The organism is Agrobacterium sp. DKPNP3 (genome assembly GCF_052686535.1).
The window spans coordinates 1-16015 of sequence record NZ_JBQYSN010000107.1; the positions used below are offsets into that span (position 1 = coordinate 1).

The 16015-nt window shown below is 58.7% G+C and carries 11 protein-coding genes and 1 tRNA gene; 8 read left to right on the forward strand and 4 right to left on the reverse strand.

The annotated features are described in order from the left end of the window. On the reverse strand, nt 1-1016 hold a 1016-nt coding region (locus ACUTJJ_RS21795; protein WP_445543392.1), incomplete at its 3' end, for a HAMP domain-containing protein. 329 nt (nt 1017-1345) lie between these two features. Between ACUTJJ_RS21795 and ACUTJJ_RS21800 the strand changes: the two genes are divergently transcribed. Further along, nucleotides 1346-2743 (forward strand): MATE family efflux transporter, encoded by a 1398-nt coding sequence (locus ACUTJJ_RS21800; protein WP_445543393.1) that lies wholly within the window; start codon nt 1346-1348, stop codon nt 2741-2743. A 37-nt stretch (nt 2744-2780) separates the two neighbouring features. Here the strand turns inward: ACUTJJ_RS21800 and carA are convergent, their stop codons facing one another. Then, nucleotides 2781-3986: a glutamine-hydrolyzing carbamoyl-phosphate synthase small subunit gene (carA, locus tag ACUTJJ_RS21805; RefSeq protein ID WP_296068896.1), complete on the reverse strand. Its 1206-nt coding sequence runs from the start codon at nt 3984-3986 to the stop codon at nt 2781-2783. A 335-nt stretch (nt 3987-4321) separates the two neighbouring features. Here carA and ACUTJJ_RS21810 point away from each other — a divergent pair, with 335 nt between their 5' ends. The 4 genes from ACUTJJ_RS21810 (at nt 4322) to ACUTJJ_RS21825 (ending at nt 10720) form a co-directional block, all read left to right on the forward strand. Then, the gene (locus ACUTJJ_RS21810; RefSeq protein ID WP_063950638.1) at nt 4322-4774 is read left to right on the forward strand and encodes a GatB/YqeY domain-containing protein; all 453 of its coding nucleotides are present in this window, start codon (nt 4322-4324) and stop codon (nt 4772-4774) included. Between the two features lie 392 nt (nt 4775-5166). Next, on the forward strand, nt 5167-7152 hold the full coding sequence (dnaG, locus tag ACUTJJ_RS21815) for a DNA primase (RefSeq protein ID WP_144577289.1): 1986 nt from the start codon (nt 5167-5169) through the stop codon (nt 7150-7152). Nucleotides 7153-7542: 390 nt separating this feature from the next. Continuing rightward, a complete protein-coding gene (gene rpoD / locus ACUTJJ_RS21820; protein WP_063950636.1) occupies nt 7543-9597 on the forward strand; it encodes an RNA polymerase sigma factor RpoD in 2055 nt (684 codons plus the stop codon). A gap of 196 nt (nt 9598-9793) precedes the next feature. Next, the gene (locus tag ACUTJJ_RS21825; protein WP_445543394.1) at nt 9794-10720 is read left to right on the forward strand and encodes a DUF930 domain-containing protein; all 927 of its coding nucleotides are present in this window, start codon (nt 9794-9796) and stop codon (nt 10718-10720) included. A 143-nt stretch (nt 10721-10863) separates the two neighbouring features. Here ACUTJJ_RS21825 and ACUTJJ_RS21830 read toward each other — a convergent pair whose 3' ends face one another. Beyond that, nucleotides 10864-13416 carry an HWE histidine kinase domain-containing protein gene (locus tag ACUTJJ_RS21830; RefSeq protein ID WP_445543395.1) on the reverse strand — a complete coding sequence of 851 codons (2553 nt, stop codon included), beginning with the start codon at nt 13414-13416 and terminating at the stop codon, nt 10864-10866. A 250-nt stretch (nt 13417-13666) separates the two neighbouring features. Here ACUTJJ_RS21830 and ACUTJJ_RS21835 point away from each other — a divergent pair, with 250 nt between their 5' ends. Next, nucleotides 13667-14089 carry a secondary thiamine-phosphate synthase enzyme YjbQ gene (locus ACUTJJ_RS21835; protein ID WP_445543396.1) on the forward strand — a complete coding sequence of 141 codons (423 nt, stop codon included), beginning with the start codon at nt 13667-13669 and terminating at the stop codon, nt 14087-14089. 149 nt (nt 14090-14238) lie between these two features. Further along, nucleotides 14239-14574, forward strand: coding sequence for a hypothetical protein (locus ACUTJJ_RS21840; RefSeq protein ID WP_445543397.1), 336 nt, complete (start codon nt 14239-14241; stop codon nt 14572-14574). A gap of 168 nt (nt 14575-14742) precedes the next feature. Here the strand turns inward: ACUTJJ_RS21840 and ACUTJJ_RS21845 are convergent, their stop codons facing one another. Next, nucleotides 14743-15486, reverse strand: coding sequence for an SIMPL domain-containing protein (locus ACUTJJ_RS21845; protein ID WP_063950631.1), 744 nt, complete (start codon nt 15484-15486; stop codon nt 14743-14745). Nucleotides 15487-15666: 180 nt separating this feature from the next. On the opposite strand from ACUTJJ_RS21845, the gene ACUTJJ_RS21850 reads away from it, so the two are divergent. After that, a tRNA-Ile gene (locus ACUTJJ_RS21850) sits at nt 15667-15742 on the forward strand. Nucleotides 15743-16015 lie beyond the last annotated feature (273 nt).

Here is a 16015-nt window from a genome sequence, read left to right on the forward strand (position 1 = left end):
GCAGCCATGGAGCCGATCTGGTCGGTGCGTTCCTGGCCGGGAATGGCGACATCGAGGTTGCCAGCAGCCAGGCCTTCCATGGCAGATGTCATCTGCGTCACCGGGCGAACGATGAAGCGAGACAGAACTGTAGCGAGAAGGCCGATCATGATAGCTGCCGCCAGAATAGTGGCGATGGTCGCGGCCATGCGGAACTGCCCGATGGCGCCATAGGCAACATCCGAATCGACGACGAAGCCGAGATACCAGTCGACCGAAGGCAGGCCCGCAACCGGAATGAAGCTCGTGATCTTGCCCTTGCCGTCGATTTCGGTCTGGGAAATGGCGGAGGAAATTGCCGGCGTATTGACCTTGAAGAGATCGGTCAGCGGCTTGTCGACGAATTTTGCATCGGGGTGGATGAGGATCTTGCCGTCCTTGCTGACGAGGAAGGCATATCCGTCCTTGCCGGCATCCACGGACGTGATCATCTTGACCAGGGAGTCGAGCGAGAAATCGCTGCCTGTCACCCCGGCAAGCTTGCCGTTGACGGAGACCGGAATAGCGGCCGTGATGATGAGACCGCCGGTCGAGGCGTCATTATAGGGCTCGGTGAGAACAGTTTTTCCAGCCTTCACAGCATCCAGATACCACGGGCGTTTGCGCGGATCGTAACCCTCCGGCAGCGGTGTCTTGGGGAAGGTGGTGAAGGTGCCGGTCTCGGCATTGCCGAAATAGGTCGACATGAACTGCGCCGTCAGCACGTCGTTTTCCAGGAACGCCAGCTTGGCACCGTCTTCCGGAAGCTTGGCAAGCGTCTTTGCCACGGTCTCCGTCAGCATGATGCGGCCGTTCAACCAGTTGGCGATGCTTTGCGCTGCCTGCTTGCCGGAGGAATCAATATTGTCCGCCACGGCTTCGGTTGTTACCCGATGCTGCAGACTGTCGATATAATAAGAGAAGCCCGCAAAGGCAGCGACGACGAGAGATGACGCGGCAACAAGAATGCGCGTCATGAGATTTGTTTTCTTCGGCAAGCTACAGATCCTTGAAGCCGGATGTACCGATAAGGTCATCATGAACAGTGGTGGGGAAAACATGCCTGAAAGGCGGGAATATTCTGCGTCATGCAGCTTATGATTTTAAAAGCACTCTCAGATGTTCTAACGAATAATGATGAATGGTAAAATTCGACTAAACTTATGTTTAGATGGTGCGTCTTTTCCGAACTTGCGGTAACGCGTCGTTGCTGCTTAATTTTTAACCATCCACTGCTGCCGGTTGCGTGGAGGCAGCGATTATTTTATTCATCTCGAGCTGCCGTTGCGCAAATCGCGGGCAACGGCCAATGTTCGGGTGAAATACAATGTCTTCGTCGGTTGTTGCTGGAACCGTTCCGTCCGGATCGGGGTCGTGGTTTTCGCATTTCAAGGCTACGCTTGTTCTCGGAATTCCTCTTATTGGCGCGCAGCTCGCGCAACTTGGCATCCATACCACCGATATGGTGATCGTCGGTCAGCTGGGGGCTGAGAAGCTCGCGGCGATGGTGCTGGCCGGGCAGTTCTTTTTTGTCGTCTTTATTTTTGGTACGGGCTTCTCTGTCGCGGTTGTGCCCATGGTGGCGCAGGCTTACGGACAAGGCGATGCAACATCTGCGCGCCGCTCGCTGCGCATGGGCATGTGGGTGGCGATCGCCTACTGGCTTCTGACGCTGCCGATCTTCATGAACGCCGAGCGGATTCTGGTTGCGCTCGGGCAGAACCCGGATGTGGCGTCGCTGACGGGCCATTATCTCGCCATCGCCAAGTTCGGCCTGCTGCCGGCACTGCTGTTTTATGTGCTGCGCGGCCTTGTCAGCGCCATCGGCCGGGCAGGCATCATTCTTTATGCCACCATCATCATGCTGGTGATGAATGGTATACTGGCTTATGCGCTGGTTTTTGGCCATTTCGGCCTACCCGCCATGGGCATGAATGGCGCGGCCGTCGTTGCTGTCATCGTCAACGCCTTCAGCTTCATCTTCATCGTCGCTTATGTGCAGACGCGGGAGGAAACGAAGAAATACGAGCTCTTCGTGCGCTTCTGGCGGCCGGACTGGCATGCGCTGTTTGAAGTGCTCCGTCTCGGCCTGCCGATCAGCATCACCATTCTTGCGGAGGTGACCCTGTTTGCGGCTGCCTCTATCCTGATGGGGCAGATCGGCACGGTGCAGCTTGCGGCCCACGGTATTGCCCTGCAGCTCGCCTCCATCGCCTTCATGATTCCGCTCGGTCTGTCTCAGGCGGCAACGGTTCGTGTGGGCGTAGCGCGGGGGCAGGGGGATTTCAGGAATCTCATCCGTGCCTCGATCATGATCTATGCCATTGCCTGCGGCATCGCCATCTGCGGCGGCATCCTGTTTGCGGCGGTGCCGGAATTTCTGGCGAAGTGGTTCCTTGATCCGAAATTGCCGGAAGCCGCGGAAGTTCTCGCTTATGCCAGCAGCCTCGTGGTGATCGCCGGCATCTTCCAGCTGGTGGATGGCATTCAGGCGGTCACGGCGGGCCTGCTGCGCGGGTTGAAGGATGCGCGCATTCCGGCGATGCTGGCGTTGATTTCCTATTGGCCGATCGGGCTGGCGCTTGCCTGGACCCTGGCTTTCCCGCTCGGCTTTGGTGGGCGCGGCGTCTGGTTCGGCTTCGTGATCGGTCTTTCGACAGCCGCGGTTCTTCTCACCATCCGCTTTGTGCTCTTGGTGAAGCGTGAAATGAAAACGGCCCGCTGAGAAGCGGGCCGCATGTAACGTCTGGATTGGAAAAGTATCAGCGCTCGGCGAGCGCTGCCTCACCCTTCTTCTCGCGCAGCAGGTTGACGAAGCGGCGGAAGAGATAGTGGCTGTCCTGCGGGCCCGGCGATGCTTCCGGGTGGTGCTGCACCGAGAAGACCGGTTTGCCAGTAATGCGCAGGCCGCAATTGGTGCCGTCGAACAGCGAGATATGGGTCTCTTCGACGCCTTCGGGCAACGACTTGGTGTCGACCGCAAAGCCGTGGTTCATCGAGACGATTTCAACCTTGCCGGTCGTAAAGTCCTTGACCGGATGGTTTGCGCCGTGATGGCCCTGATGCATCTTTTCGGTCTTGGCGCCAACGGCAAGGCCGAGCATCTGGTGTCCGAGGCAGATGCCGAATATCGGCAGATCGGTCTTGATGAGGTTCTGGATGACGGGAACGGCATACTCGCCCGTTGCGGCCGGGTCTCCGGGGCCGTTGGACAGGAACACGCCATCCGGCTTCAGCGCCATGATGTCTTCAGCCGAGGTCTGTGCCGGAACGACTGTGACCTTGCAATCGAGACCGGCAAACAGGCGCAGGATGTTGCGCTTGACGCCGAAATCGACGCAGACAACATGATATTTCGCATCGGCTTCGCCGAGCGTTCCATAGCCCTTGTTCCAGACCCACGGCGTTTCGGCCCAGGTGGAGGACTGGCCGGAGGTGGCTTCGATGGCGAGATCGAGGCCCACAAGGCCGCTCCACGCCTTGGCTTCCGCTTTCAGCGCGTCGATATCGAAGACGCCGTTCGGATCATGGGCGATAACGGCGTTAGGTGCGCCGTTTTCGCGGATCCATGCCGTCAGGGCGCGCGTATCGATGCCGCAGAGGCCGATAACGCCGCGGGCCTTCAGCCAGGCATCCAGATGCTTGACGGCACGGAAGTTCGAGGGGTCGGTGATGTCAGCCTTGAAGATGACGCCGACAGCACCACGGCGGGCGGCGGGCGTCAGGTCTTCGATGTCTTCCTCATTGGTGCCGACATTGCCGATATGCGGGAAGGTGAAGGTGACGATCTGGCCGAGATAGGAGGGGTCGGTGAGGATTTCCTCGTAACCTGTCAGCGCCGTGTTGAAGCAGACCTCGGCCTGAACCTTGCCGGTCGCGCCGATGCCGGTTCCTTCAATCACCGTGCCATCGGCAAGAACAAGCATTGCAGTCGGTTTGCGGGTAGTCCAGGGCGCTGTCTCGGTCATCTCGTTCCGTTTCTGCCGCTTCGCACCCCGCCTCTTGAAAGGCAGGGGGTAAGGGGCCATTTTTGTCGCAGGCTTCGTGACATAAAGGGGCGCGCGATAAAGCTCGCGTTCCGACCCTTCGTTAAAATCTCGTGCAGGTGCCGGAAAATAACGAAAGCAGCCCAAGCGGTCAACCGCAGGGCCAAGATTTACGCGGATTTAAGCTGCCGTAGATTCAAGGGCTTATGCAATTGATTTGCTTGAGCGTGTTTGCTCGTTTATGTCGTTGCGAAAAATAAGGCGGAAAGTTTCCGTATCAGGAAGCTTGATAGCGGGCTTTCCCAAGGAGAAGAAAAATGCTGCGCGACGTGTTCGCTAATAGTTTGAAGGATGCGCTGAAGGCTCGTGACGCCAGACGCACATCGACCGTGCGTCTCATCCAGACGGCCATCAAGGATCGCGATATCGCCAATCGCGGCGTGGGCAAGGACCCCGTCAGCGACGAGGACATCATGCAGATCCTGACAAAGATGGTCAAACAGCGCGAGGAATCCGCTGCCATCTACGAGGGCGCGGGCCGTCCCGAGCTTGCCGCTCAGGAGCGCGAGGAAATCGTCATCATCAAGGAATTCATGCCGGAAGAAATCCCGGCCGAAAAGGTGCGCGAACTCTGCCAGGCAGTCATTACTGAGACCGGTGCTTCCGGCCTGCGTGACATGGGCAAGTGCATGAACACGCTGAAAGAGCGCTATCCCGGCCAGATCGACTTTGCGAAAGCCTCGGGCGTCGTGAAGGAACTGCTGAAGTAAGTTCGGCATTGGCGGAAAAAGTAAAGGCAGGGCAGATGTGGGCTGCCCTGCCTTTTTTCTGTCGACGAAAATGCACTCCGGCGGATCAGAATGCTCACAAGCGCAGGCTTTTTCGGGGGGACGTGCCTGCGGTGCGTCGGCAGATTTCTGTGAAATCGTTGCTTCGACTGTGATTATGGTTGTACACCGCCCAGACACACCGCTCAAATTACAAAAACATAATTTTTAGTGATGCTGCAGCGCCACAAATTTGCCAGAAGCGAGCGCGAAGGCGTTGCCATCTTTCGTGCCGCCCTGTGAATAACGGGTATAGTGGCTGTTAGCCTGTTCCAAGGGTTGGTACTGGCGCCATTCCGCGCTTATATGGAAGACTGGCCTCGAACAGGTAACCCATGCGCTTTTCCAATTCTTTCCTCGATGAGATACGCGACCGCGTGCACATCTCCGATGTGATCGGTCGACGTGTGTCATGGGATAAGAAGAAGACCAACACGTCGCGTGGAGATTATTGGGCCTGCTGCCCGTTCCACGGCGAGAAAAGCCCGAGTTTTCACTGCGAGGACCGCAAGGGCCGCTATCATTGCTTCGGCTGTGGCGTATCGGGCGATCATTTCCGCTTTCTGACGGAGCTCGAGGGTTTAAGTTTCCCCGAGGCCGTGCAGCAGGTTGCCGACATGGCAGGCATCCCCATGCCGCAGCCTGATCCCCAGGCGGAAAAGCGGGAGCGCGAGCGTACCTCGCTGCAGGACGTCATGGAAATGGCGACGCTGTTCTTTCAGGATCAGCTGCAAACGGCGCTTGGCGCGCGAGCGCGGGCCTATCTGCGTGATCGCGGGCTGACGGGGCGCACCATCGAGACCTTTCGGTTGGGTTATGCGCCCGACAGTCGCAACGCACTGAAGGAACATCTGGCAAGCAAGGGCGTCCCCAAGGAGCAGATGGAAGCCTGCGGGCTGGTGGTGCATGAAAACGTGCCGGTCTCTTACGACCGGTTTCGTGACCGCATCATGTTTCCGATCCTGTCATCGCGGGAAAAGGTGATCGCCTTTGGCGGTCGCGCGATGGCCGCGGATGCGGTGGCAAAGTATCTCAATTCCAATGAGACCGAGCTGTTTCACAAGGGCAATGTTCTCTACAATTTTTCGCGGGCGCGCCGTGCATCGCAGGCGGCCGGCGGCACGGTCATCGCCGTCGAAGGGTATATGGATGTCATCGCGCTTTACCAGGCCGGTGTCGAAAATGCCGTTGCCCCGCTCGGCACTGCGCTGACCGAAAGCCAGCTCGACCTGCTCTGGAAGATGTCGCCGCAGCCAATTCTTTGCTTCGATGGCGATGGTGCGGGCATTCGCGCCGCCAACCGTGCGGCCGACCTCGCCTTGCCGCATATCAAGCCGGATCGCTCCGTCAGCTTCGCGCTGCTGCCTGACGGCAAGGACCCGGACGATCTCGTGCGGCTGGAAGGCCGTGCGCCGTTTGACCGGGTGCTGTCGGAAGCAAAGCCGCTCGCCGCGATGATCTGGAGCCGCGAGACATCGGGCGTCACTTTCGATACGCCGGAAAAGCGTGCCCAGCTTGAAAGCCGGCTGCGGCAGATCGTTGCCGTCATCGGCGATGAAACGGTGCGCCGGTTCTATCAGCAGGACATGCGAGACAGGCTGAACGGCTTCTTCCAGCCACGTTTTCAGCAGGGCGGAGCCCAGACAGGCAATTTCCGTCGGAACGGCGCACAACCGGCGGGCCGCGGTTTCCAGCGCAATGCGCCGGGAAGGGGCGGAGCGATGGCCGCGCCGGCCAGCAGCATTTCGGACCGGCTGGCGCAATCCGGCCTCGTCAGGGGATACCAGACCAAGCCGTCCCTGCGGGAAAGCGTTCTCGCCATTACCATTGTCAACCATCCCGAACTGCTGCTCGAGGAATATGACGAGATCGCCGCCATCGACTACGAGAACCGCGATCTTCAACGGCTGTGGTCATCGGTGCTTACCTATGCAGCCGAAAACGCAGCGGAAATTTCACGTGCATCGCTCATCGAGCGGCTGTCCCAGCAGGGTTTTGAGCCGCTTCTGAAAGCGATGGACCAGCAGGTGCGCAACGCCCGTCTGTGGACGGCAACCGAGCAGGCCGCAATGGAAGATGCGCGCGAGGGATATGTGCAGGCACTTTCGTTGCACAAGCGGACTAAGTCCCTGCTGTGGCAGAAGCGTGAACTGGAGCGGGAAATCGCCGAAGCGACGGACGACGAACGTGGCACGCTTTTGGTGCGGGCGTTGGCTGAGGTGCAACTGGAGATCGGTCGCATGGAAAATCAGGAGGCTATCATCGACGGTTTCGGCGTCATGTCCGGCCGGGTGAAGGGACCGGCTTTTGGCCACGGCTGACCTGCGCCGAGAATTGAACGGCCAATGGGGTTGCCTTTTGCGGCCAGCATCCTAAATAGGGGATAGTTTGGTGATAACCCGCAAAATGCGGCTCTTTTTAATAATTCCGCGGCTGTCTCGCCTTCAAAGGCTTGACGGGGCGGGAAATAGCGGGAATCACCAATTCAGGAAAAGTAAGGTGGAATGAGCCTTGGCGGATAGAAGTTGCATGAGCAAGCATTTCCGGGTGCACCGTCTTTGCATTCTGCCTGAGGCTGCCGTGGTTAATCGGCAATTAAAGATCACTCCGTTAGGTGTCTGACAGTGATTCGCGGCAAAACGCTGTATGCTCATGGGGCGGACGGCGATGCGGCGGAACAGGTGTTAGCGTCAGGGAAAGCGACGAGATAGATGGCAACCAAAGTCAAAGAAAACGAAGAAGCAGAAAACGAACGCGACGGTGCGACGGATGGCCCGCTTCTCGACCTTTCGGATGACGCAGTCAAAAAAATGATCAAGGCCGCCAAGAAGCGCGGCTATGTGACCATGGACGAATTGAATGAAGTTCTTCCGTCCGATCAGGTTGATCCTGACCGGATTGAAGACATCATGGCCATGCTGTCGGAAATGGGCATCAACGTCATCGAAGACGAGGACGCAGAAGAAGCCGCCGCCAGCGACGATGACAGCGATTCCGAAAGTGACGATTCCGAGGGTGGCGAACTTGCGCCCTCCGGCGGCACCGCACTTGCGACCGCCAAGAAGAAAGAACCGACCGACCGTACCGATGACCCGGTGCGCATGTATCTGCGCGAAATGGGTTCCGTGGAGCTTCTGTCGCGCGAAGGCGAAATCGCCATCGCCAAGCGCATCGAGGCCGGCCGCGAAACGATGATTTCGGGCCTGTGCGAAAGCCCGCTGACGTTCCAGGCGCTGATCATCTGGCGCGACGAACTCAACGAAGGCACGACGCTGCTGCGCGAGATCATCGATCTCGAAACGACCTATTCCGGCCCGGAAGCCAAGGCTGCGCCGCAGTTCCAGAGCCCGGAAAAAATCGAGGCTGATCGCAAGGCTGCCGAAGAGAAGGAAAAGACCCGCAAGCTGCGCGCGCCGACCGGCGACGAGGATGTGACGGACGTGGGTGGCGACGGCCTGCCGCCGGAAGAGGAAGAAGAGGACGACGACGAGTCCAACCTTTCGCTTGCTGCGATGGAAGCCGAACTGCGCCCGCAGGTCATGGAAACGCTCGACACCATCGCCGATACCTACAAGAAGCTGCGCAAGCTTCAGGATCAGCAGGTGGAGGCACGCCTTGCCTGCACGGGCACGCTCTCTTCCGGCCAGGAACGCCGTTACAAGGAACTGAAGGATCAGCTGATCACGGCCGTGAAGTCGCTGTCGCTGAACCAGAACCGCATCGACAGCCTTGTCGAGCAGCTCTATGACATTTCCAAGCGCCTGATGCAGAACGAAGGCCGTCTGCTGCGCCTTGCCGAATCCTACGGCGTCAAGCGCGACAGCTTCCTCGAGCAGTATCACGGTGCGGAACTCGATCCGAACTGGATGAAGTCGATCGCCAATCTGGCCGCTCGTGGCTGGAAAGAATTCGCGCGCGAAGAAAGCAACACGATCCGGGAAATCCGCCAGGAAATCCAGAACCTCTCCACGGAAACCGGCATCTCCATCGCCGAATTCCGCCGCATCGTTTCGATGGTGCAGAAGGGCGAACGCGAAGCGCGCATCGCCAAGAAGGAGATGGTCGAGGCCAACCTGCGTCTCGTGATCTCGATTGCGAAGAAGTACACCAACCGCGGCCTGCAGTTCCTCGATCTCATTCAGGAAGGCAATATCGGCCTGATGAAGGCGGTGGACAAGTTTGAATACCGTCGTGGTTACAAGTTCTCGACCTATGCGACGTGGTGGATCAGGCAGGCAATTACCCGCTCGATTGCCGACCAGGCCCGCACGATCCGTATTCCGGTGCACATGATCGAAACGATCAACAAGATCGTTCGTACCTCGCGCCAGATGCTGCACGAGATCGGCCGCGAGCCGACCCCGGAAGAGCTGGCCGAGAAGCTGGCCATGCCGCTGGAAAAGGTTCGCAAGGTTCTGAAGATCGCCAAGGAGCCGATCTCGCTCGAAACCCCCGTGGGCGACGAAGAGGATTCGCATCTCGGCGACTTCATCGAAGACAAGAATGCGCTGCTGCCGATCGACGCCGCCATTCAGGCAAACCTGCGCGAGACGACGACCCGCGTTCTGGCGTCGCTGACGCCGCGTGAAGAACGCGTTCTGCGCATGCGCTTCGGCATTGGCATGAACACGGACCACACGCTTGAAGAGGTTGGCCAGCAGTTCTCGGTTACCCGCGAGCGTATCCGTCAGATCGAGGCGAAGGCGCTGCGCAAGCTGAAGCATCCGAGCCGCTCGAGAAAGCTCCGCAGCTTCCTCGACAGCTAAGCTTTTGGCTTTATCAAAAAATGGAACCCGGTCAGTCGGCTCTGGCCGGGTTTTTTATTTCCCGCGCTGGCGAAGTCTGCGACAAGCCTTATGTGTGAACGTGAGCATGTCGTTTTGATGGACGTGCTCAGCCTCGATTTGGTTCGATGAGATGCAACAGGTTTCGGCAGGCAGGTGGCGACGCGGAGGATGGGCTGTGCCCGTCTCGGTATTGCTGCATCTTGCGATTGTCGCGCTGTTCTTTTTTCAATTGCCGGAGCGGATAGCCGAACCGCAGGAGCCTGAGAGCGTCAGCGTCGAACTGGTGCCGCCGCCGGAGGAAAAAAAGCAGGAGGAACCCCCGCCGCCTGCTGCGCCTGCCGAAGAAGAAAAACCAAAACCGCCGCCACCACCGCCACCCCCACCGCCAAAGGCGGAGGCGGAGACGAAGCCGACACCGCAACCGCAAGCGACGCTACCGTCCATTGCAATGAGGCCGGAAGAGGCTCAGGCCGATCCCAAGGATAAGCCGGGCAAGACGGAGGAAACGGAAAAGCCGCAGCCATCATCGGACCCGGCGAGCCAGCCGGAGAAAAGTGCCGAGGAAAAGCCCGCGCCCCCCGCTGCCAACAGCGACCTCAAGGCTTCCGCCGAACAGGGGGAGATTGCGGTTTCTCCTGTGAAGGAGGAAACTCCACCGAAGGAGCCGCCTGTGCCGCAGGCAAAACCGGCAGAGGAAAAACCTTCCGAGGTCAAGGAAGACAAGCCGGCAAAACTTCCGGCCGCCAAGAACCTGCTGTCATCGGCTCTGCTAACACCGGCGCAGAGACGGCAGATGTTCGGCGATCTGCCGCCACGCCGCCGCATCGTGCAGCTTTGCAGCACGGAAGCGCTCGCGCAAATTCAGGGCGCCGGTTTTGCCGCTAGGGGCATGATTCCATATTCCGATACGGGCGGCAGGATTTCCGGCAATTCTCTCGACGCTTCTGGCGGTGCGTTCAACACAGGCAGCGGCTGGCACGACGTGTCGTTTCAGTGCGAGGTCGATTTGGAAAATTATGCGGTGACGGAGTTTCGATTCAAGATCGGCGAGGAAATAAGCCGTGAAGACGTGAAGAAGCGAGGCTTTGCGCAGTTTCAGTGAAGGCGCATTTTCTCAGCTTTGACCATCGCAGGCTGGTCCTGCGGCTTTCGTGTTGTCTCTTGGCTTCTCCCCAACGCCCTTGACAGAATAAGATATTCGAAAGGTCGCAAATCCTCGCCGCGAGCTCGGAGAGGACTCCGTTTTTATACCCGCTCAATATCTCCGACCAGAACCGCAATACCCGCCATCAGCGCGCCCTCGTCATAGGGCTTCCTGATCACTGGCACGGTCCCAAATTCATCCGGCACCATGCTGCCATCGGCGTAACCGGTGGCGAACATGAACGGGATGCCTCGGTGGTAAAGTTCGCGGGCAACGGGGATCGAGGTGTCGCTACCGAGATTGATGTCGAGAATGGCGACATCAGGGACATAGGTTTTCAGCTTCTCGATCGCCATCGCTGACGAGGTCGCGGTTTCGATCGTCCTGATGCCGTTATCCTCCAGCATGTTCTCGACGTCCATGGCGATCAGCATCTGATCTTCGACAAGTAAGACTTTCAACGGCTCCTCCCGATTATAGCGCCTGGGCTGCGATGCGGGCTCATTCTCCGCTGGCGTGTCGGCTGTTGTCGTGGCCGACGAGACGTGACGGAAAGGCAGGAGAATTTCCGCCTCAAGCCCATCCTGCAGGTAACGCAAGGTGCTGCGCCCGCCGAGATCGTAGGGAATGCTGCGGCTGATGAGCGCCGTGCCGAAACCGGCGCGGGATGGCGTCGGCAGTTTTCTTGGCAGGATTTCCCGCCACTCAATCTCGCAGTCGCGGTTCTCTGTGATCTGCCAGCGCACATGCAATTGCCCGCCGTTTTGCGACAGCGCGCCATATTTGGCGGCATTCGTCGCCAGTTCGTGCAAGACCAGCGCCATGACGGAGAAAGCGCGGGAATCGAGCGTGACCTGGGGGCCTTCCAGATTGACCGTGGTTTCGGGAGACCGATGCGGCGAGAGCTCAGCCTCGAGAAGGTCGCGCAGGGCACCGCCACCTTCGCCGCGAATGATCTGATCGTGTGCAAAGGACAGCGCCTGAATGCGCCCTTTCAGCGCCGTCACATATTCCTGAAGCGTCTTTCCTTCCTGCGAGGGATTGCCTACCAGCGATTTGATGATGGCGAGGACGTTCTTGACGCGGTGGTTGAGCTCTTCATTCAGCATGCGCTGGCGAACTTCCGCGCGTTCTCTTTCGCCGGCCATGAGTTCGCTGTGATGAAAGGCAACTTCGACCAGCGCTATTCTGGCTGCCTCGGCGATTTCCCGGTCGTCCTCCGACCAAGGCTGCGCCTGCAAACGCACTGTCTCTTTCCAGATCGCAAAGCTTTTGCGAGGCGTCAGACGATCGCCCATCGGGCCGCTTTCATATTGTTTTTCCGGATTGCCTGCCCAGTTCAGGTTCTGCACGATCTCCTTGCGGAAGAACAGCAGGTAGTCGTCCTTGACCTGTGAGAGGGGAATGGCGAGCATGCCTGCAGCCGTGCCAGCATAGAGTTCCGCTTCCGGTATGGCATGCGACAGCGCATGGGTCGCCCACACCTTGCCTTCGGATGCGGAGGCGGCGAAACGCACCAATCTCGGGATGACGTCCTGGGGCGGCGTAGCCCCATGGCCGTGCCAGTTGTTTCCCACCCAGAGGCCGACGCCGTCGCACGGCATCAGATCGGCAAAATCCTGGAAACTGTCGATCAGCAGTTCTTCGATATTGGCGTGATGGGCAGCAAGGCGCAGAAACCGATCAAGCGCCGCATGGGCGCGGTTGATGGTATCGAGCCGGCGCTTCTGCTTCAGGACCTGCAGATGCATGGAGAAAAATTCCCCGAACATCTCCGCTGCGATCCTGACCGGCATGGAGAGCACACGCGGCGAATAATGGTGGCACGCGATCAGGCCCCACAGGGCACCGTCGACGATCACCGAAATGGACATGGAAGCGCCCACGCCCATATTGCGCAGATATTCGCAATGAATGGGAGAGACGCTGCGCAGATGCGCGTAAGAGAGATCGAGCGGCTCACCGGAGGCATCGATGGCGGGCAGAACCGCGACGCGGGCACCGCTCGCATCGGAAATGATGCGCAACGTGTTTTTCAGATAAAGCGCGCGTGCCTGTTGGGGTATGTCGCCGGCGGGGAAATATTGCCCGAGGAAGCTTTCCAATTCCGGCTGCTTTGCCTCCGACACGACTTTGCCGGAGCCATCCTCTTCAAAACGATAGATCATCACCCGGTCATAACCGAGCGTTGCCTTGATGAGTCGGGTCGTTCGGGAGATCAGGCTTTCGACGCTATCGGCCTCGCGAATGCGGTCTACCATCTTGCGCGCGGTGCCAAGCGGCTGCGTCTCGCCTCTGGACGGTTCAAACTCAACGATTGTCGTGGATTTATAGCGATGCAGCGCGATGTCGAAACTGCGGCCATTCTCCAGTTTCGTGGCAGGCAACATGGCGGGGCGCGTCGTCCTGCCGGTGACGGTGAGGGCGTTGCGAAGATCGTGGACAAGTTTCTTGCCAAGCACCTCTTCGGCGGTTTTGCCGTTTATATCACCCTCGATTCCAAGCACGTCGCGACAGTTCTCGGAGTGTCGAACGACGACGCGCATGCCATTATCGCAGGCAATGAGACAGCCGTGCGGTTGGATATAGCCTGGTATGTGGATAGGTTCGCGATCGCAGTTGGTCAGGTCTAGTCGGTCATCACTGGGCGCCATCTATCAGTCTTTCGCGGCCAGTGCGGGCGAGCGGCCAAGACATGGCTCTTGCTCAGGGTAAAGGAAGCCAAAATCATTCATTCTAATGGGTCTGCCCTTCCTCGATTTGCAACTATTAACGGTCTTCGTTGTTCTGGAATTCAGACGCCGCAGCTGCGTTACTTATGTATCCCTAGCGATGCCAGACACAATTTGACATAGCAAAACGGCGGAAATGCTAATTTTGTTCCGACTAAAAGAGAGAAAAGATGTGCCGCAAAAGAAAATAACCATCGCGACGCGCGGACAGGGTCTTTACGAGTTCACCCACCAGGCAAACGAGCTGGTAGGGGAAGCAGGCCTCGATGAAGGGCTGCTGACGATCTTCGTTCGGCACACATCCTGCTCGCTGCTTATACAGGAAAACGCCGACCCGGATGTTCAGCGTGATCTCCTGTCCTATTTTTCCAGACTTGTACCGCCTTCCGATGACCCTTCCATGCGTTGGGTCATCCACACGCTTGAAGGCCCCGATGACATGCCTGCCCACATCAAATCGGCGCTGACGACGGTTTCGATCGGTGTGCCGATCAGCGGTGGCCGGCTGGTGCTGGGCACCTGGCAGGGGATTTATCTGTTCGAACATCGTGACCAACCGCATCGGCGGGAGATTGTGTTGCATATCTCTGCCTGATCTCTGGATCGGATTGAGGCTTTCGGCATTAAGCACCCTGAACGCCTGCTGAACATTCGGTTCTGCTGATATTCAGATGGGCGATCCTAATGTCGCATCAATCGCCGGGGAGGTTCTCCTGTCGGCGTAGAAACAAATGGAGTGAATTCATGTTCAGCACCTTTGCAAAAGCCGGCCTGGCTGCTCTGATCGCCCTTGGCGGTATCTCTTTTACCGCTCCGGCTGCTTCTGCCGCCTCGGATGTCCAGCTGCGCGTTCAGGTTCGTGATGGTTATGGCCATGGTCAGGGCTGGGGTCGCCCGGGTCGCCCGAACCGCGGTTGTGCGCCGTGGCTCGCTGAAGAAAAGGCAAGCCGCATGGGCATTCGCCGCGCACGTGTTGTCGATGTGTCGCCGCGCCGTGTCGTGGTCGCTGGCTTCGACCGTCATGGTCGTGACCGCGTCGTTTTTGCAAACGAGCGCGGCTGCCCCGTCATTCGCCGCTAACAGCCCTCAGTTTTCTAGACCTGCTGATATCCCCGTCGAGCAGAACGATTAAAAATGCCCCTCGCTTGTCCTGAAGGACAGGCGGGGGGCAATTCGTTTTCAGGAAGACGTTGCGCCGACGCGGAGGCAACGACGGGTGACACGATAGCGTGCCGCCCGCTCGTGCACTTACTGATCGAGAGCGAAGGTCACGTTCACGACGACGCTGTAGTTGTTCTCGCCGGAAGCAACGGGAACGCTATCGGCTTCCTTCATCATCGAAGCGCGCATCGCGCCTGCGGGCACCGGCATCGGGCGCTGCATGTTTTCGCTGATCTGGATGACACGGCCGAGTTTGACGCCTGCGGCTTCCGTCAGGGTTTTCGCCTTCGCCATGGCATCGGCAACCGCCAGTTTGCGGGCTTCCGTCACCGTTGCGTCCGGCTTGTCGTTGGTGAAGGTAATGTCGCCGCCCTGGTTGATGCCAAGTTTGACTGAGGTGTCGAGGATCGTGCCGAGTTTCTTCAGGTCCCGCACCCGAACCGTGAGCCCATTCGAGACCTGATAGCCTGTGATTTCAGGCGCGACGTAAACGCCGTCCTTCGGTTCATAATGTTTGTAGAGCGGCTGCACCGAGAAGTTGCTGGTCTGCAGGTCGCGGTCTTCAATGGCGGCGTCCTTGAGCGCTTTCAGAACGTCCGCCAGCGCCTTGGAATTCTCGGTGAGTGCCGCAGCGGCGGTCTCTGCCTGCTTGACGACGCTGAATGACAGGATCGCCATATCGGGAGCGATGGCCGCCTGACCTTCACCGGAAACACTGATGGTGGCTTCGCGCGGGTTGGCCTCCTGCGCAGATACCTGGGCGGCAAGCGGCATGATGGCTGCTGCTGTCATTGCGGTGAGCGCGAAAAGGCGGGCCGTTTTGGTCTTCATGGTGTTTCCTCTATGATTGAGTCCCTGCGACGGGTATTGCCTCAGATTGTGTAGCGAATGCGGCGGGATCGCTCTTGGCAGGCATGATTGGCTTGTCGGGCTCAAAAAATTGCGTTAGAGCGTGACCCACCGGATTCGAACCATTGCGGACCGGTGGTTTCGGACGAGTTTTTCCGGAAAGGGCCTGTAGCTCAATGGTTAGAGCCGGCGGCTCATAACCGCTTGGTTGGGGGTTCGAGTCCCTCCGGGCCCACCAATTTACTTTTGAACACAATCGCTTATGAAGAATGCTCTGACGATTGCGGCTTTGCGACGCGTCGTGTCTCGTCTGGAGTTCGTCTGGCTTGCGCCGAGGGCAAGCCAGACTGACAGGTGTTTGGGATCAGTCGCAGACCCGCATGCTTTCCGTATGCCACCCGCCATCATAGGAATTGGGCACACGCCGGTCTTCGAACCAGCAGCGCGGCGGGGGCGGCGGTGGCGGTTCATAGTAGCGGGGGCCGCCGTTGCCGTTGGCGATTGCGCCGCC

Coding starts and splice junctions, on each gene's coding strand:
- ACUTJJ_RS21840 (WP_445543397.1), top strand. CDS start 14,239: ATGTTCAGCACCTTTGCAAAAGCCGGCCTGGCTGCTCTGATCGCCCTT.
- rpoD (WP_063950636.1), top strand. CDS start 7,543: ATGGCAACCAAAGTCAAAGAAAACGAAGAAGCAGAAAACGAACGCGAC.
- ACUTJJ_RS21810 (WP_063950638.1), top strand. CDS start 4,322: ATGCTGCGCGACGTGTTCGCTAATAGTTTGAAGGATGCGCTGAAGGCT.
- ACUTJJ_RS21800 (WP_445543393.1), top strand. CDS start 1,346: ATGTCTTCGTCGGTTGTTGCTGGAACCGTTCCGTCCGGATCGGGGTCG.
- ACUTJJ_RS21830 (WP_445543395.1), bottom strand. CDS start 13,416: ATGGCGCCCAGTGATGACCGACTAGACCTGACCAACTGCGATCGCGAA.
- ACUTJJ_RS21845 (WP_063950631.1), bottom strand. CDS start 15,486: ATGAAGACCAAAACGGCCCGCCTTTTCGCGCTCACCGCAATGACAGCA.
- carA (WP_296068896.1), bottom strand. CDS start 3,986: ATGACCGAGACAGCGCCCTGGACTACCCGCAAACCGACTGCAATGCTT.
- dnaG (WP_144577289.1), top strand. CDS start 5,167: ATGCGCTTTTCCAATTCTTTCCTCGATGAGATACGCGACCGCGTGCAC.